This is a genomic window from Amycolatopsis sp. SID8362 (genome assembly GCF_010550475.1).
Lineage (GTDB): Bacteria > Actinomycetota > Actinomycetes > Mycobacteriales > Pseudonocardiaceae > Amycolatopsis > Amycolatopsis eburnea.
On sequence record NZ_JAAGNB010001717.1, the window covers coordinates 1 to 17437 of the forward strand.

Genomic DNA, 17437 nt, shown 5'->3' on the forward strand with positions numbered 1-17437 from the left:
GAAAAACCAGCCCCCGCCGTCGCTTATGACCCCGTAAAACCCGCACAGAACCGGGGACCCCTTCAGGCGACCAGCCGCAACCACGCTTCCGCGAGTGCCGCGTGGCCGGCGGGGGTCGGGTGCACGCCGTCCTTGGACCAGCGTCGCGGTCCGGTTTCCGCGGAGAGCGCGGCGAACATGCGGTCGGCGGCGAGCAGGCGGGCACCGTACTCGCTCGCGAGGTGCCGCACGGCCTGGATCTTCGGGTCGAGGCCGGCTCGCCAGTCCCGGCGGACGTCGTCGTCGATGCGGATGTCACCGGCTTCGGTGATCCCGTCGACCGGCAGGAGGAACGGCTCGATGAGGATCAGCTCCGTGCCGGCCTCGGCGAGGGGTGCGAGGAGGCGGTCGTAGCCCGCCGCGAACTCGTCCGCGGAGACTTCGCGGGCGCGGGGATCGAAGGTGTGGCGCCCGTTGTCGTTGACGCCGACGAGGATCGAGACCACATCGGGGTGGGCGTCGAGGACGTCGGTCTGCCAGCGGGCTTCGAGGTCGGTCACGGTGTGGCCGGCGTCGGCGGTGTCGAGCCAGGTGATGGGGCGGCCGGGGTGGCGGAAGCACCATTCGCCGGCGACGAGCAGGGGGTAGCCGCAGCGGTCTTCGCCTTCGGGTCGCCAGAGGGTGGTGATGGAGTCGCCGGCGAAGAGCACGGTGCTGTGGGGCTTCAAGGTGATCGTCATGCGGTCGAGCGTGGTGGTGCCGGCTGGCGGGGGACGCACAGCGGGCTGGCATCCCCCGCTTTCGCGCTGTCAGGCCGTGGCGGTTTGCCCGTTCGCCACGATGTGGTCGACGAAGCCGTAGGTGAGGGCTTCGTCGGCGTCGAACCAGCGGTCGCGGTCGGCGTCGGCGGTGATGCGTTCGACGGTCTGGCCGGTCTGGGCGGCGGTGATCTGGGCGATGCGGCGCTTCATCTTGCCGAAGACCTCGGCCTGGATGGCGATGTCGGTGGCGGCGCCGCCGATGCCCGCTGAGGGCTGGTGCATGACGATGCGGGTGTTGGGGAGGAGGTAGCGCTTGCCGGGGGTGCCGGAGGTGAGCAGGAACTGGCCCATGGAGGCGACGAAGCCGAGGCCCCAGGTGGAGACGTCGGGTTTGACGAGCTGCATGGTGTCGTAGATGGCCATGCCTGCGGTGACGGAGCCGCCGGGTGAGTTGATGTAGAAGGTGATGTCCTTGTCGGGGTCGTCGGCGGCGAGGAGGAGGAGCTGGGCGACGATGCGGTTGGCGACCTCGTCGGTGACTTCGGAGCCGAGGAAGACGATGCGGTCGCGCAGGAGTTGCTGGTAGACCGATTCGTCGGGGCTCTGGGTCGGGGTGTGCATGTCGGGTAGGGCGAGAAGGGTCATGGGCCGACGGTAGGGCCGGAGATCCGTGGGGCGGGGCGGGTTTCGCTGTGGGCGTGCGGTGTTCGCCGGACGCGAAAAGGGGCCGCCGTCCACACCGGACGGCGGCCCCTTTTACGCGGTGTGGGCTCAGATGAGGCCGAGCTTCTTGACGGTGTCGCGCTCTTCGACGAGCTCGGCGACGGAGGCGTCGATGCGGGCGCGGGAGAAGTCGTCGATCTCGAGGCCCTGGACGATCTCGTACTTGCCGTCCTTGGCGGTGACGGGGAAGGACGAGATGATGCCTTCGGCGACGCCGTAGGAGCCGTCGGAGACGACGCCGGCGGAGGTCCAGTCGCCGGCCGGGGTGCCGTTGACCCAGGTGTAGACGTGGTCGATGGCGGCGGAGGCGGCCGAGGCGGCGGAGGAGAGGCCGCGGGCTTCGATGATGGCGGCGCCGCGCTTGGCGACGGTGGGGATGAAGTCGCTCTCGAGCCAGGCCTGGTCGACCTCGACGGCCTTGCCGCCGACCTCGGCGTGCTGGACCGAGGGGTACTGGGTGGCGGAGTGGTTGCCCCAGATGGCGAGCTTCTTGAGCTCGGTGACGGGGACGCCGAGCTTCTTCGAGAGCTGGGCGAGGGCGCGGTTGTGGTCGAGGCGGGTCATCGCGGTGAAGCGGTCGGCGGGTACGTCGGGGGCGTGCGACTGGGCGATGAGGGCGTTGGTGTTGGCGGGGTTGCCGACGACGAGGACCTTGATGTCGTCGGCGGCGCCGGCGTTGATGGCTTCGCCCTGGGGCTTGAAGATGCCGCCGTTGGCTTCGAGGAGGTCGCCGCGCTCCATGCCCTTGCTGCGGGGGCGGGCGCCGACGAGGAGGGCGATGTTGGTGCCTTCGAAGGCCTGCTTGGGGTCGTCGAAGATGTCGATGCCGGCCAGGAGCGGGAAGGCGCCGTCGTCGAGCTCCATGGCGGTGCCCTCGGCCGCCTTGACCGCCTGCGGGATCTCGAGGAGCCGCAGCTTCACCGGGACGTCCTGGCCGAGGAGCTGACCGGAAGCGATGCGGAAGAGCAGCGCGTAGCCGATCTGGCCGGCGGCGCCGGTGACGGTCACGTTGACAGGGGCTTGGGTCATTGCGGTACTCCAGCTTGAGACGACTTTGGCTAGTGGTGTGGAGCCTATCCCTCCTGGGCGTTGCTGGTCGGGTGCGTCCAGTCACTGTTGCGCGGATCGCTTTTCAGGGGTCCGGGTGGCGAAGCCCCCGGCCCGGTGCGGAGCCCCGGTTTGTCACAGCTCGCTTTTCAGGTGTCGGTGACGTTGGCCGCCAGTCGGTGGAGGAGGTCGGCGAGCTGGGCGATCTCGCTGTCGGTGAGGCCTTTTCGCATGCGTTGGTCGTGGGCGATGGCGGCGGTGGCGAGGCGGTGGAAGAGCTGTTCGCCGTGTTCGGTGAGTTCGACGAGGTGGACGCGGCGGTTTTCGGGGTCGCGGCGGCGGGTGACGAGGCCGGCGGTTTCCATGCCGTTGAGGTGGTGGGTGAGGGTGGCGCCTTGGATGCCGACGGCGTCGGCGAGTTCGCGTTGGTTGGCGACGGGGTGGGTTTTGAGGGAGATGAGGATCTGCCAGACGGGTTGGGAGCCGCCGGCGGTGGCGAGGGCCTGGTCGAAGGCGCGGCCTGCGGTTTTGGCGGTGCGGGCGAGGACGACGCCGATGGGGGCGGTGGTGGGTGGTGGCACGGGCAGGACCTTACCGCAGATGTCTAACCGTTTGACATCTAATCGTTCGACTTCTAACGTTGAGCTCATCGAACCGGAAGGGGAACGCGATGAGCACCGAAGAGCAGGTCCGCGAGTTCGGCCGCGTGTGGGCGGCGGCGGAGGAGCGGGGTGACACCGCAGTGCTGGCCGGTCTGGCCGCCGACGGGTTCCGGCTGGTCGGCCCGCTGGGTTTCGTCCTGGACCGCGACCAGTGGCTGGCCCGCTACGGCGGCGGTGACCTGGTGACCGAGAAGCTGGCGTGGGACGAGGTGGAGGTCCGCGACTTCGGCACGACCGCGATCGCGATCGGCGTGCACGAGCAGGTCGCGAAGCACCGGGGCAACCCGGTGAACGGCCGGTTCCGCGCCACGCACGTCCTGGTCCGCGAGGACGACCGCTGGCGGCTGGCCGGCATCCACCTGAGCCCGATCGGCGGGCCGCCGCCGTTCGCACTGGCGGGAGAGCGGCGATGAGCGTCGAGCTGAATCACACGATCGTGTGTGTCACGGACCGGGAGAAGTCGGCGGAGTTCCTGGCCGGGATCCTCGGCCTGGAGGTGGGGCCGGTGACCGGGCCGTTCGTGCCGGTCGCGCTGGCGAACGGGGTCACGCTGGACTACCTGCGGGTCGACCGGGTGACGAGCCAGCACTACGCGTTCCTGGTCGGCGACGACGACTTCGACGCCGCGCTGGCGCGGATCGAGCGGGCCGGGATCACGTACTGGGCGGACCCGTTCCACGAGCGGGCCGGTGAGCTCAACTCGATGAACGGCGGCCGCGGGGTCTACTTCGAGGACCCCGACGGGCACAACCTGGAACTGCTGACGAGGGGGTAGCCGTGCGGCTGAGCATCGGGGTCACGGACTTCTCGTGGCCGGACAAGCTGACCGAAGAGCTGGCGGCCGTCGCGGTCGCGGCCGAGGATGCGGGGCTGGACACGTTGTGGGTGCCCGATCACCTGCTGCAGGCCGACCCGAACAGCACGCCGGATTCGGCGATGCTCGAGGCGTACACGACGCTGGGGTTCCTCGCCGCCCGGACGCGGCGGATCGGGCTGGGGACGATGGTGTCGGCGGTGACGTTCCGGCCGGCGTCGCTGCTGATCAAGGCGGTCACGACGCTGGACGTGCTCTCCGGCGGGCGGGCGCGGTTCGGGGTCGGTACCGGGCACCACGAAGGTGAGGCGCGGGCGATGGGCTTGCCCTTCCCGCCGGTGGCCGAGCGGTTCGAGGTGCTGGAGGAGACGCTGCGGCTGGCGCGGCGGATGTGGGACGGTGACTCCTCGCCGTTCGAGGGCACCCACCTGCGGCTGGACCGTCCGATCGGGAACCCGCGTCCGGTGCGGCGGCCGCGGCTGCTGATCGGCGGGGCGGGTGAGCGGAAGACGCTGCGGCTCGTGGCGCGGTACGCCGATGCCTGCAACGTGTTCGACATCCCGGACGGCGGCAAGACCGTGCGGCACAAGCTGGACGTCCTCGCGCGGCACTGCGAGGCGGTGGGCCGGCCGTACGGGGAGATCGAGAAGACGATCAGCACCCGGCTCGCGCCGGGAGAGTCGGCGGAGGCGTTCGCGGCGCGGTGCGCGGAGTTCGCCGCGTGGGGGATCGAGCACGCGGTGGTGATCACGGCGGGTCCGTGGTCGCCGTCGTCGGTCGGGACGCTGGGGCGGGCCGGGGCGCTGCTGGCGGGGTGAAACGATCAAGCCCGGACGTCGCGTGGGTGATCACCCGCGGCGGGCGGCGGTCCGGGGGTGCGAAATCGTTTTCCCCCGTATTCTTTCGTTTTCGCGAAATGCGGGTTCGAAATTATCGGTATACCGCGTGGCGGGACGGCTACGGCGTGTTGCTCCGTTCAGTGGCGTTTGCTTCCATGATCCTTTCGCTACCATGGTCGGCGCCCCCGTACCCAATGTGAATGTATTGGGAAGGATTTCGATGCTGTCTGCGGTCGTTGCTGCCGTAATGGCGCTGTCCTCTGTGGTCTCCCCGCATTCGTGGAACACTCCTCCGCCGCCCGACAAAATCGTCATCGACGTCGTGAACGCGATCGGCACGGGTTGTCCGCCGAACACGTCCGCGGTGGCGGTTTCGCAGGACAACACGGCGTTCACGGTGACCTACAGCGCCTACACGGCCTTGGTCGGCGTCGGGGCCGGCCCGCTGGACGCCAGGAAGAACTGCCAGATCGGCCTGCGGGTGCACGTGCCACAGGGCTTCACCTACGGAATCGCGCAGGCCGACTACCGCGGATTCGCCCACCTGGAACGGGGCGCGACCGGTCTGGAAAGAGCGAACTACTATTTCCAGGGGAATTCCCCGACGGCGTACGTGCAGCACCCGCTGGCGGGGCCGTTCGAGGACGACTGGCATTTCACCGATTCGACGGAGGTCGGTGCCATCGTGTTCAAGCCGTGCGGCGAGGAACGCAATTTGAACATCAACACGGAACTGCGTGCGGCGGCCGGGACGTCGGATCCGAAGAAGACGACGAGCTACGTCACGATGGACTCGACCGACGGCAGCATCACCACGGTGTACCACTTCGCGTGGCTGGCCTGCCCCTGATCGGCTCCGGCTCCGGGTGAGGCGGAGAAGGTGGAGAGGGGCGGCGCGGCCAGGAACCGCGCCGCCCCGGCCGGTTCGCTACTTCGCCGGGGCCCGGGGGTCGGTGGCCTGGAGGCCGAAGACGCGGCCGAGGGAGACCAGGGCTTCGTCGAGGTGGCTGAGGCTGGACAGGACGGCGCGGGTTTCGGCCTGCTCGACGCGGTCGGAGACCGGGGTGCCGTCGTCGCGCACGAGCGTGCCGGGTGTGGGGCCACCCGGCGCGTCGAGCGCTTCGCGGAGGACGTCGATGTTGGTCAGCAGCCGGCCGGTGAACTGGCGGAGCCGGTCGGTGTCGGTGCCGGCGAGCATGCCGGGCTGGGCGCGGGCGGCGACGTGGCGGGCGCGGAAGGCGATGGTTTCGAGGGTGGTCAGGACGTGCCAGCCGTAGTCGCGGCGGGCGCTGCGCAGGTTGACCGGGTGGGTCAGCGGTTCGATGGTGGTCCGGACGACCTCGACGGAGCGGTCGAGGTCGCGGGAGAGCTCGATGATGTTGACGTTCTCCTCGCCGGCGAGGAGGCCGCGGGTGTGCTCGAGGAACTCCTCGAGCTCGTCGAGGACCTCGGCGATGTCGTCGAGCATGACCGAGCGGGTGCGGACCGGGACGATGACGACCGCGGCGAGGATGCCCGCGGCCGCGCCGACGGCGGTTTCGGCGACGCGGATCCAGAGCACGGCGAGGCTGAACGTGCCGAGCAGGCTGTAGAGCAGGCCGAGCATGCTGGTGATGAAGAACGCCATCACCACCTGCGAGACGCGTGCGGTGTAGACCATGCCGAACACGCAGACGAGGATCAGCGCGAGGGTGGCCGGGGTGTTGCCGCCGACCAGCAGCGCGAGCAGGACCCCGCCGACGATGCCGATGAGGGTGCCGCCGAGGCGGCGGACGCCCTTGACGAAGGTGGCGCCGGCGCTGGAGGCGCCGATGAACACGACGAAGACGGTGAGCACGGCCCAGTACCAGCGCTGGTGGGACACCAGTTCCCCGCCGAGCACGGCGAGCCCGCCGCCGACGACGGCCTGGATGGCGCTGCGGGTGCGGTTGTCGTAGGCGAACCGGGGCTCGGGCTCGTCGGCCTCGTCCTCGGGCGGGTCCACAGTGGATTCGGGTATGGCGGCGCGCTGGGCGCGGTCGTCGGCGAGCGCGAGTTCGGCCAGTGCCTTGCGGACGCCGTCGCCGGGGGCGGCGTGTTCGTCGATGCGGCTGCCTTCGACGAGCATGCGGCTGTATTCACCGGTCTGGCTGATCAGCGGGAGCTCGCGCGGGTCGCGTTCCATCAGGGCGCGGAAGCGGGCGAGCCGGGCGATGAGGTCGTCGCGGACGTCCGGGCCGAGTTCGTCGGAGCAGGTGCGCTGCACGGTGCTGGCCAGCCACTGCACGGCGAGTTCCACTTCGATGGCGCGGCGGCGGAGGCGGTCGGCGGCGCGGGCGTCGACGACGTCGGGGGCGGCGTCTTCGATGAGCAGGACGCATTCGTGGAGCCGGGCGAGCGCGGTGCGCAGCTGCTTGCGGGTGCGGTCGCTGCCGCCCACGGCCAGGTACGCCTCGGTGGCGCGGACGACGGCGGCGAGCCGGGCGCGGAAGGCCCGGCGGACCCGCATGAACTCGGCTTCGGCGTTGTGCCGCAGCAGCACGAACCGGACGACGGCGTTGGCGAGCACCCCCACCGCGAGGGCCAGCAGCAGCTGCGGCACCTGCTTGAGGTGGGCCTGCAGGAACATCGGGAAGAAGAAGAGGAAGAACGCGATCGACCCGAGCGCGGTGCCGCGGGGGCCGAAGCGCTGGGCGTAGACGGCGACGAAGATCAGCAGGACGAACACGACGCTGTCCAGCGGCGGCAGCGTCGAGCCGAGACTGGCGGTGGTGATCGACGCGGCGCCGGTGAGGAACGCCAGGACGAGCGTCACGCCCTGGGCGCCCGGGGTGGCGTCGTTGACGGTGAACGCGGTCATCATGGCGGCGATGGCGCCGACGAGCATCACGGTCAGCGGCAGGTGCGCGGGCAGCAGCGCGCCCACGGCCAGGACGATGCCGAGCACGGCGGAGCCGGCCAGCCGCAGCCGGACCAGGCCGGGGTCGGCCGCCGCGAGCCGGTCGAGGGCGGCGAGGCGGTACCGGTTCATCGGGCGAGCAGCTCCCACTGGGCGAGGGTGGTGCGGCGGCCGCGGGTGGCGGTGATCCGCAGCCGGTAGCGGGCGTGCGCGGCGGGGGTGGCGAGGGCGAACGGCCGGGTCTGGCGCCGCCACCGGAACAGTTCGCCGGAGCGTTCGTCGAGGGTGGTCCACTCGGTCCCGTCGTCGGAGCCTTCCAAGACCCACGCGCTGGGGTCGCCGCGGCGGGCGCCGGAGGTGAGCGTGTACATCGTGACCGGGCGGGGCTCGCCGGTGACGGTGAACTCGATCGACGGCGTGGCACCGCGGAAGGTGACCTGGGTGCGGGTGGTGTCGTCGAACAGCGCGCCGACGTCCTTGGCTTCGGCGCTCGTCGCGGTGCCGGTGAGGTCGGTGATCGGGGCCGGTTGTTCGGCGGGCGGTGGCGGGGTGCCCCAGCCGGTGGGTTCGGTGGTGAGCTCGAAGACCAGCTCGGCGCCGCCGGCGAGGGTGGCGTGGGCGATCGAGGTGTCTTCGTGCGGTTCGCCGTTCACCGTGAGCCCGCGGACGTAGACGGTCTCGTCGGTGTTGCCGGGTGCGCGGACGACGAGTTTCCTGCCCTCGCCCAGGTGGACGGTCGCCTTTTCGAAGAGGGGCGAGCCGATGGCGTAGCGGGGGCTGCCCATCTGCAGCGGGTAGAAGCCGAGTGCGCTGAAGACGTACCACGCGGACATCTCGCCGTTGTCCTCGTCGCCGGGGTAGCCCTGGCCGATCGCGCTGCCGAGGTAGAGCCGCCGCAGCACTTCCCGGACGGTGCGCTGGGTTTTAGCGGGCGCGCCGGCGAGGTTGTAGACGTAGGGGATGTGGTGCGAGGGCTGGTTGGAGTGGCCGTACTGGCCCATGCGGACGTCGCGGGCTTCGGTCATCTCGTGGATCAGGCCGCCGTACGCGCCGGGCCGCCGTCCGGTCTCGGGGGTGGCGAAGAAGGTGTCCAGCTTGGCTTCGAGGCCGGCGTTGCCGCCGTGGAGGGCGGCGAGGCCGGGGCCGTCGTGGGGTGCGGTGAAGGCGGTGTTCCAGGCGTTGGTTTCGACGAAGTCGCCGCCCCAGGCCGCCGGGTCGTAGCCGGCCGGGGCGAACTTGCGGCGGCCGTCGCGGTGGCGGCCCTGGAAGAACCCGATCTCGGGGTCGAAGTGGTGGACGTAGTGCTTCGCGCGTTCGCGGAAGTAGGCCGCGTAGTCGGCGTACCGGCGGGCCCGCTCCCCGTCACTTTCACGTGAAAGTGCGTCGGAGAGGTTGGCGAGGCCGAAGTCGTTGATGCAGCCTTCGAGCGCCCACGACAGTCCTTCGTGGACCGACACCGGGGTCCAGCCCAGGAAGATCGACTCCTCGAGGCCCTTGCGGCCGACCGCCCGGTGCGGCGGGGTGACGGTCGCGTTCTTCAGCCCGGCGTCGTAGGCGGCTTCGACGTCGAAGTCGCGGACGCCCTTGAGGTAGGCGTCGGCGAACGCGACGTCGGAGCTGGTCCCGGTCATCAGGTCGGCGTAGCCGGGCGAGGACCAGCGGGAGATCCAGCCGCCTTCGCGGTACTGCTGCACGAACCCGTCGACCAGCCGGCCGCAGTGCTCCGGGGTGAGCAGCGCGTACGCCGGCCAGGTCGTGCGGTAGGTGTCCCAGAAGCCGTTGTTGACGTACAGCTCGCCGTCGACGACCTTCGCGCCGGTGCGGCGGCGGGTGCTCGGCCAGCACCGCCGCACGACCGGGCTCGCGTGGCGGATCCCGTTCGGCGTGTTCTCGTGCGCGACGTTCGGGTACAGGAACAGCCGGTAGAGGTTGGAGTACAGCGTCGTGGCCTGGTCCTCGGTCGCGCCCTCGACCTCGACGCGGCCGAGCTGCTCCTGCCACAGCCGTCTGGCCTGCGCCTTCACCTGCTCGAACGTCGTCCCCTCCGGGATCTCCAGCTCGAGGTTGCGCTTGGCCTGGGCGAGGCTGATCAGCGACGTCGCGATCCGCAGCGTGACGTCGGGGCCGTCGAACTCGAAGTACCCCGACACGCGCCGCCACGGCGGCCACCGGACCTTCGCGCCCCGGGTCGCCGGCGCGTCGGTGACGCCGTAGACGAACATCCGGCGCGCCCCGGCGGACAGCCGGCTGCGGACCCGGGTGTACCCGCTGATCACGCCGGTGTCGGCGTTGATCCGCAGCCGGCCGCGGTTGCGGACGTTGTCGAACAGCAGCCAGCCGTGCTTGTCGGGGAACGTGCACCGGATGATCGCCGCGTGCGACGTCGGGGCCAGGTCGGCGGTCATCCCGTTGGCGAACCGGACACCGTAGTGGTGCGGTGAGTCGGTTTCGTCGGCGTGGGAGAAGGCCAGCGCCCGCTTGCGCCGGTTCGGCTCGACCGGGCCGGTGCCGGGCATGAGGTGGAAGGTGTGGCGGTCGCCCATCCACGGGCTCGGCTGGTGGCTCAGCGCGATGGCCTGCAGCGCGGGACGGTTCTGCTCGTCGTTGTGGCGGTGGTAGGAGTAGATCCAGTTGGTGACGCCGGCGTCGGTGACCGGGGTCCAGAAGTTGAAGCCGTGCGGCACCGCGGTGGCCGGGAAGTTGTTGCCGCGGGAGAAGTCGCCACTGGAGTGCGTGCCGCGGGTGGTGCGGACGTAGTCGACCGGGTCCCGCGGCGGCTTGGCGCGCTCGGCGACGCGGACGTCGTCGATCCATCCCGTGATGTCGCTCGGGGCGTCGGTGCGCAGGACGATCCGGCTGATCCGGCGTCCGGCGAACGCACCCAGCGGGCGGCGCACCGGGTTCCACTGGTCCACCCAGAGCGTCTTGTCGTCCACCGGCTCGAACCCGGCTGTGGTGCCGTCGGCGAACTCGACGTCGAGGCTGACCCGGGTCGCGTGGTAGGCCGGGATCTCGCCGTCGGCGGCCGGGAAGACCACATAGGACAGCTCGGTGCGCCCGGTGACCGGGACGTCGAGCTCGAACAGGACCGCGCGCGGGCGGGCGCTGTAGCGCAGGGCACGCGCCCCGGTGAAGCCGACGCCGGTCTTGGCCGTGGGGGAGCGGTCCGGCCCGCTGTCCACGACCAGCGCGGGATCCGCGGGCTGCGGGTCACCGCTTTCGAAGGAGGAGAAGAACACGGCGTCGGGCATGGGGACACCGTATCCGCCGAACGGCGCAGCCGCGCTCAGCCGGGCCGCCCGCCGGGCCGCCAGGCGCGGACTTCGACGGTGGCGTACTCCTCGCCGGTGAGAACGGCCCGTGCGGCGGCCGGGTCCGGAGCGCGGACCAGCGCGGCGGTGCCGAGGCCGGTGCCGCCGTCGTCGGACAGCAGCGGCCCGAAGGCGATCAGGTCGTCCCGCTCCGCCGGGGCGGGCTCCCCGGCGCCGAGGCGCCCACCGGGAAACTGCCACATGGTCCGGCCCAGAGCGTTGCGCCGCTGGCGCAGCAGCACGTCCCGGTACGCCCCGACCTGGTAACGGGCTCGTCGAACGGACGGGCCGCTGTGGGGATCCGGCAGGTCGAGGATGTACACGCTCGCGGTCAGGACGTCACCGTCGAACGTCGGCCTCCGGGCAATCATTCTGTCGGCGCCGGCCCCACCGCGAACGCTGTGAAGGCCACCTCCAGGAACTCTAGAGGTGGCCTTCACAGCTTTTACCGGGCTAGATCTTCGCGCACTGATCCGCGGCCGGGCCGCGGACGGTGTTCGGCAGGTCGTAGTCCGTCGGCACCGGCGAGTTCGACGAGCACGCCAGCGGGCCGCCGACCGTGCTCGACGTCAGCACCGGGCCGTGGTTGGCGGTCAGCGCGACCGGGCCGGCGATGTCGGTCAGCTCGATCGACACCGTCCCGGTCGTGCCGGTGATCGCCACCGGGCCGCCGATCTTCGTGCGGTTCAGCACGATCTGGCCGGCGCCGGTCGCCGACAGCGGGCCGTCGATCCGGCCGCCGCGGACGATCAGGGAGGCGCCGCCGGACACCGTCACCGGGCCGGAGACCGTCGCGTCCTGCAGGCACACCGTGCCCGAAGTGACCGACAGCGGTCCCGAAGTACCCGTCACGGTGCGGGTGCACGCCGCGTCCGGCTTGCCCAGCAGCTCGAACTCGGCCAGCTGCGCCGGGGCGCCGGTGCTGGTCGCGGTCACTTCGAGCTTGTAGTAGGCGTAGTGCGCCGGGTTGGCGACCTTGAACGCGCGGGTCTGCTGCCGCCAGCTGAACGACTGGTTGGTCTGCTGGTCGGCCACCGCCCACGTCTTGCCGTCGTAGGAGCCCTTCAGCGTCCAGCTCTTCGGGTCGCCCGCACCGGTCTGGGACGTCAGCGTGTAGTTCGTGACGGCCTCGTCGGTGTTGTTGAGCTGGTACTGCACGGCGCCGGTGACCGCGGCCTGGGTGCGCGAGGTGTTGTCCACCAGCGCCGCCGCGTCCGAGCCGTCCGAAGTGGACAGCGTGCCCCTGCCGGGGCCGGTCTCGTCGTGCAGCGGCGCCGGGACGGCGTCGCCCTGGGTGATCGACTTCGGCGCGTCGTTCGGGCCGGTGCCCCACGACGACGGGTTCGGGCCCATGTCGAAGTCGATGACCCCGCCGCGAGCGATCACGTCCTGCGGCAGCGACGTCGAGGAGTACGCCTTGCCGTTGACCTTCACACCCTGGACGTAGACGTTCTTCGCGCTGTTCTTCGGCGCGTTGATCACCAGGTCCTTGCCGCCGGCCAGGTGGATCGTCGCCTTCTTGAACAGCGGCGACCCGATCGCGTAGTTCGGGCTGCCCATCTGCAGCGGGTAGAAGCCCAGCGCGCTGAACGTCCACCACGCCGACTGCTCGCCGTTGTCCTCGTCACCCGCGTAGCCCTGGCCGATCTCGCTGCCGGTGTAGAGCCGCGAGAGCGCTTCGCGGACCTTCTCCTGCGTCTTCGACGGCTGGCCCGCGTAGTCGTACATGTAGAGCGTGTGGTGCGAGGCCTGGTTCGAGTGACCCAGCTGGCCCATCCGGACGTCGCGGGCCTCCCGCATCTCGTGGATCACGCCACCGTAGGAACCCGGGAAGTTGGCGGTCTCCTGGTCGGCGAAGAACGCGTCCAGCTTCTTCGCCAGACCGGCCTTGCCGCCGTAGAGGTTCGCCAGGCCCTGACCGTCCTGGGGCACGGAGAACGCCATGCCCCAGCCGTCGGTCTCGGTGTAGTCGATGCCCCACACCCGCGGGTCGTAGTCCTGCGGCGACCGGCTGAACTTGCCCGCCGCGTCCCGGCCCTGGAAGAAGCCGACACTCGGGTCGAACAGGTTCACGTACTGCTGCGCGCGGCTGGTGAAGTACTCGTAGTTCGACAGGTACTCCTGCTTGCGCGGGTCGCTCGCCGGGGCTTCGTCGTAGAGCTTCTTCGACAGGTTCGCGATGCCGAAGTCGTTGACGTAGCCCTCGATCGACCACGAGAACCCGTGGTCGGCGGTGTTGGGCGCGTAGCCGAGGAACATGCCCTCGTCGACGCCCTTGCGGCCGACCGCGTTGTTCGGCGGGGTCACCGTCGCGTCCTTCAGCGCCGCGTCGTAGAACGACTTGACGTCGAAGTTGCGCACGCCCTTGAGGTAGGCGTCGGCGAACGCCACATCGGCGCTGGTGCCGGTCATCAGGTCCGCGTAGCCCGGGGAGGACCAGCGGGAGATCCAGCCGCCGTCGCGGTACTGCTGCACGAACCCGTCGACCATCTTCCCGGCCATGTCCGGCGTGAGCAGCGAGTACGCCGGCCAGGTGGTGCGGTAGGTGTCCCAGAAGCCGTTGTTGACGTAGGTCTGGCCGTCGACGATCTTCGACCCGGTCTGCGTCGGGGTGTCCGCCCCGGCCTTCGGCGAGACGAAGCTCGCGTACTTGTAGGCCGGCTTCTCGGTCGTGCCGGTGTTCTCGAACGCCGAGTTCGGGTACAGGAACAGCCGGTACAGGTTCGAGTAGAGCGTCGTGATCTGGTCCTTCGACGCGCCCTCGACCTCGATCACCTTCAGCTGGTCGTCCCACGTGCGCTGCGCGGCGTCGCGGACGGAGTCGAAGGTCGCGTTCGGGGCGATCTCCTGGGCCAGGTTCTTCTTGGCCTGCTCCACGCTGATCAGCGACGTCGCGATCCGCATGGTCACCGTCTTGTCGGCGCCGGCGTCGAAGCGCAGGTAGCCGGTGACGTTGTCGCGGCCCTGCCCGGTGAGCTTGCCGCCCGCGGTGACCGGCTTGTCGAAGGTGGCGTAGACGAACATCCGCCCCGCCCCCGCCGAGAGGCCGCTCTTGGCGTCGGTGAACCCGGACAGCGTGCCCGTCGCCGGGTCGAGCGTCAGCCCGCCGGAGTTGTTGACGTTGTCGAAGATCAGGCTGGAGTCCGTGCCCGGGAAGCCGAACCGCATGACCGCCGCGTGGTCGGTCGGGGCGATCTCGGTCTTGATCCCGTTCTGGAACTGCACGCCGTAGTAGTGCGCCCGCGCGGTTTCGTCGCTGTGCTTGAACGCCAGCGCGCGCTTGTCGCGGTTGGCGTCGGGCACGCCGGCGGCCGCGGACGGCATCACCTGGAAGCTCTGCCGGTCACCCATCCACGGGCTCGGCTCGTGGCTGACGCTGAACGCCTGCAGCGCCGGCAGGTTGTCGGCGTTGTTCTGGGTGCTGTAGTTGTACAGCCAGCTGGCCGACCCGGCGTCGGTCACCGGGGTCCAGAAGTTGAAGCCGTGCGGCACCGCGGTGGCGGGGAAGTTGTTGCCGCGGGAGAAGGTGCCGTTGGCCATCGTGCCGCGCGTGGTCAGCACGTTGTCGGTCGGGCGGGTGCTGGCCGGCGGGGTCGGCGTCGCCGAGATCTTGACGTCGTCGAGCCAGCCCTGCAGCGAGCCGGGGCCGTCGGGGTTGTCGAAGCCGACCAGGATCCGGTCGATCGTCTTGCCCTTGGCGACCGTGCCGATCGCCGAGCGCACCAGGTTCCACTGGTTGGTGTAGAGGACCTTGCTCCTGCCCTGGCCCTCCGGCGTCAGCGGGAAGCCGTACTGGTCGGTCGCGCCGAGGTCGCGCAGCCGGGTGCCGTCGGTGAACACGAGGTCGATCGCGACGTTCGTGCTCTGGTACTTCAGGTCACCGGTGATGAACTGCGGCTGCACCTTGTAGGACAGCTCGGTGGAGGCGACGACGGGGACGTCGACGTCGAAGACCTTGTTGTAGGACCAGCCGTGGCCCTCGGCGGTCTGGCTGCCGGAGTAGCGGAACGCCTTGAGCCCGGTGAAGCCGACGCGGTTCTTGTTCGTGTACCCGCTGGTCGGGCCGGAGTCGGTGAAGCTGCGCATGTTCGGCAGCGGCGGCGGGGCCGGGTCGTCGTTGGCCAGCAGCAGCTCCGAGAGCTGCAGGATCGGGCCGCCGTTGTTGCGGGTGACGTTGAGCCGGAAGAACTTGTACTTCGCGGTCGGGGTGGCGAGCCGGTAGTCCTTCTGCTGGAACCGGGCGGTGAACGCCTGGTCGGCCTGCTTGTCGACGTCGGTCCAGGTGAGGGCGTCGTTCGAGCCCTGCAGCGTCCAGTCCTTGGGGTCGCGGTTGTCGAAGTCGTTGGCCGAGGACAGCGCGTAGTGCGTGATCGACGTCGGCTCCGACAGCGTGACCTGGGCCCACGCGGTCGGGTCCCAGGACAGCCACTTGGTGTCGGTGGTCCCGTCGAAGAGGTTCGACACGACCTCGCCGCCGCTGGTGTTCTCGCTGCTGGCGCTGCTTTCGGTGACCTTGCCGCGGATGTCGCCGGGGATCGCGGTGCCGTTCGCGCCGTTGATCCCGGACGCGCGGGGCTTGCCGTCGGCGTCGGTGTCCACGGTGTCGGTCCAGGTCGGCTGGACGTCACCGGCCTCGAAGGAGGAGGAGAAGTCGGCGGGCAGAGCTTCGTCGGCGGCCGACGAGGCCGCGGGGACGGCGACCAGGCCGGCGGCGACCACGGCGGCGGTCACCAGGAAAGCGACCGGTGGTCTGGCGCTTCGGGGCATCATTGCTCCCAGTGCTGGAGGGCGGGTTCATCAGGCGCCGCGCAGGCGGGGACCGGCGGCGCCCAGGAAGACAAACGCGCGGGTGACATCGATGTCAAGACCGGCCGACAAACCTGACCAGAAGTGGACAACCCGGCAGGCAAGGGCTCGGTAAACCACTCCCGGCGGACCGGCGTGATCGGTAGGGTCACGGCCATGACCGACCCCGCCGACCGGGTGCTCTCCCGGGCGTCCCTCGCCGAAGGCAATCCGACCGGCTGGTTCGACCAGCTCTACACCGCCGCCGAGCGCGGCGAAGCGGTCGTCCCGTGGACCCGTGGCACCCCGAACGCCGACCTGGCCGAGTGGATCCAGCCCGGCGAGGGCCGCCGCGCGCTCGTCGTCGGCAGCGCCCTCGGCGACGACTCCGAGCTCCTGGCCGCGCAGGGCTGGGCGGTGACCGGGTTCGACGTCGCCCCGACCGCGGTCAAGGCCGCACAGGCGCGTTTTCCGGACTCCGCGGTGGACTACGTCGTCGCCGACCTGCTGCACCCGCCGGGGGAGTGGCGGCACGCGTTCGACCTGGTCGTGGAGATCATGAACATCCAGGCGATGCCCCGCGACTACCGCCCGGCGGCGCTGACGTCACTGGCCGGCTTCCTCGCCCCGGGCGGCACGCTGCTGGTGTGCGAGGTCGCCGAGGAGAACATGGACATGACCACCTGGGTCTCCCCGCCGTGGCCGTTCAGCCGCGCCGAGGTCGAGTCGGCCGCCCAGGACGGCGTCCACCTGATCGGCCTGGAAACCATCCGCGACGGCGCCCGCTACTGGGCGGAGTTCACGCGGTAACCACGCAACGAAGGCCACCTTGGTTGCGTCTGACGCACCCAAGGGGCCCTTCGTTGCGTCAGACGCACCGAAGGCCACCTTGGGGCGCAGTGCCCGGCGCTTGACCGGACCGCGCCGGGTATCCCAGGACCGGCCCGGAGTTCACGCGGTAGCCAGGAACCGGGACAGCACGCGGGTCCCGAAGTGCAGCCCCTCGACCGGGACCCGCTCGTCCACCCCGTGCGCCATCGCCCGGTACGGGAAGCCCTTCGGCAGCCACAGCGGCGCGAACCCGTAGTTGTCGATGCCCAGCTGCGCGAACGCCTTCGCATCCGTCCCGCCGCCCAGGCAGTACGGCACCACCACGGCCTCGGGGTCCTCCGCCCGCAGCGCGTCGGCCATCGCGGTGAACCACGGCGAGTCCACCGGCGCCTGCACCGGCGGCTGGTGCGCGACGAACTCCCGCGTCACCCCTTCGCCGAGCAGCTCGTCCAGCGCCGCGAACAACGACTCCTCGGTGCCCGGCAGCACCCGGACGTCGACCTGCGCGGTCGCCGTCGAGGGGATCACGTTCACCTTGTAGCCGGCGTCGAGCATCGTCGGGGTCGTGCTGTTGCGGACCGTCGGGACCACCAGCGAGCCCGCCGGGCCCAGCGCGGCCACCGTCGCGTCCACACCGTCCGAAGAGGACAGGTCCACCGGGACGCCCAGCGCCGCGCCGGTCCGCTCCAGGAACGCCCGCACCGCCGGCGTCAGCGACACCGGCCACTCGTGGGCCGCGATCCGGTGCAGCGCACCCACCAGCCGGGTGACGGCGTTCTCGGCGTTCGGGCGCGAGCCGTGACCCGC

Annotated in this window: 14 protein-coding genes; 5 read left to right on the forward strand and 9 right to left on the reverse strand. The window is 70.6% G+C overall.

Going from position 1 to position 17437, the window contains the following annotated elements:
- Positions 1–62: 62 nt before the first annotated feature.
- The 4 genes from G3I65_RS52470 to G3I65_RS52485 all read right to left on the reverse strand — a co-directional run bounded on the left by G3I65_RS52470 (position 63) and on the right by G3I65_RS52485 (position 3091).
- A complete protein-coding gene (locus G3I65_RS52470; protein ID WP_160703623.1) occupies positions 63–719 on the reverse strand; it encodes an SGNH/GDSL hydrolase family protein in 657 nt (218 codons plus the stop codon).
- Between the two features lie 69 nt (positions 720–788).
- Positions 789–1385 (reverse strand): ClpP family protease, encoded by a 597-nt coding sequence (locus G3I65_RS52475; protein WP_160703625.1) that lies wholly within the window; start codon positions 1383–1385, stop codon positions 789–791.
- Between the two features lie 126 nt (positions 1386–1511).
- Positions 1512–2492 (reverse strand): malate dehydrogenase, encoded by a 981-nt coding sequence (locus G3I65_RS52480; protein WP_160703627.1) that lies wholly within the window; start codon positions 2490–2492, stop codon positions 1512–1514.
- 167 nt (positions 2493–2659) lie between these two features.
- Positions 2660–3091: a MarR family winged helix-turn-helix transcriptional regulator gene (locus G3I65_RS52485; protein ID WP_160703647.1), complete on the reverse strand. Its 432-nt coding sequence runs from the start codon at positions 3089–3091 to the stop codon at positions 2660–2662.
- An 89-nt stretch (positions 3092–3180) separates the two neighbouring features.
- Between G3I65_RS52485 and G3I65_RS52490 the strand changes: the two genes are divergently transcribed.
- From G3I65_RS52490 to G3I65_RS52505, 4 genes are all read left to right on the forward strand, one after another.
- Positions 3181–3585, forward strand: a complete 405-nt coding sequence (locus G3I65_RS52490) for a nuclear transport factor 2 family protein (protein WP_160703629.1) — start codon at positions 3181–3183, stop codon at positions 3583–3585.
- Positions 3582–3947 carry a VOC family protein gene (locus tag G3I65_RS52495; protein WP_160703631.1) on the forward strand — a complete coding sequence of 122 codons (366 nt, stop codon included), beginning with the start codon at positions 3582–3584 and terminating at the stop codon, positions 3945–3947. Before G3I65_RS52490 ends, G3I65_RS52495 begins: the two co-directional genes overlap by 4 nt.
- A gap of 2 nt (positions 3948–3949) precedes the next feature.
- Positions 3950–4804 (forward strand): TIGR03560 family F420-dependent LLM class oxidoreductase, encoded by an 855-nt coding sequence (locus G3I65_RS52500; protein ID WP_160703633.1) that lies wholly within the window; start codon positions 3950–3952, stop codon positions 4802–4804.
- Between the two features lie 241 nt (positions 4805–5045).
- Positions 5046–5675, forward strand: coding sequence for a DUF4360 domain-containing protein (locus G3I65_RS52505; protein WP_166641684.1), 630 nt, complete (start codon positions 5046–5048; stop codon positions 5673–5675).
- Between the two features lie 78 nt (positions 5676–5753).
- On the opposite strand, the gene G3I65_RS52510 is transcribed toward G3I65_RS52505, so the two are convergent.
- The 4 genes from G3I65_RS52510 to G3I65_RS52525 all read right to left on the reverse strand — a co-directional run bounded on the left by G3I65_RS52510 (position 5754) and on the right by G3I65_RS52525 (position 15781).
- Positions 5754–7835, reverse strand: coding sequence for an FUSC family protein (locus tag G3I65_RS52510; RefSeq protein WP_160703635.1), 2082 nt, complete (start codon positions 7833–7835; stop codon positions 5754–5756).
- Positions 7832–10954 (reverse strand): GH92 family glycosyl hydrolase, encoded by a 3123-nt coding sequence (locus G3I65_RS52515; RefSeq protein ID WP_160703637.1) that lies wholly within the window; start codon positions 10952–10954, stop codon positions 7832–7834. The genes G3I65_RS52510 and G3I65_RS52515 overlap by 4 nt, the downstream gene beginning before the upstream one ends.
- A gap of 35 nt (positions 10955–10989) precedes the next feature.
- Positions 10990–11385, reverse strand: coding sequence for a hypothetical protein (locus G3I65_RS52520; protein ID WP_160703639.1), 396 nt, complete (start codon positions 11383–11385; stop codon positions 10990–10992).
- An 82-nt stretch (positions 11386–11467) separates the two neighbouring features.
- Positions 11468–15781, reverse strand: a complete 4314-nt coding sequence (locus tag G3I65_RS52525; RefSeq protein ID WP_160703641.1) for a GH92 family glycosyl hydrolase — start codon at positions 15779–15781, stop codon at positions 11468–11470.
- 195 nt (positions 15782–15976) lie between these two features.
- Here G3I65_RS52525 and G3I65_RS52530 point away from each other — a divergent pair, with 195 nt between their 5' ends.
- Entirely contained in the window at positions 15977–16609 is a 633-nt protein-coding gene (locus G3I65_RS52530; RefSeq protein WP_160703643.1) for a bifunctional 2-polyprenyl-6-hydroxyphenol methylase/3-demethylubiquinol 3-O-methyltransferase UbiG, read from the forward strand.
- A 141-nt stretch (positions 16610–16750) separates the two neighbouring features.
- On the opposite strand, the gene G3I65_RS52535 is transcribed toward G3I65_RS52530, so the two are convergent.
- Positions 16751–17437: M20/M25/M40 family metallo-hydrolase (locus tag G3I65_RS52535; RefSeq protein ID WP_160703645.1), on the reverse strand; the 687-nt coding region annotated here is incomplete at its 5' end.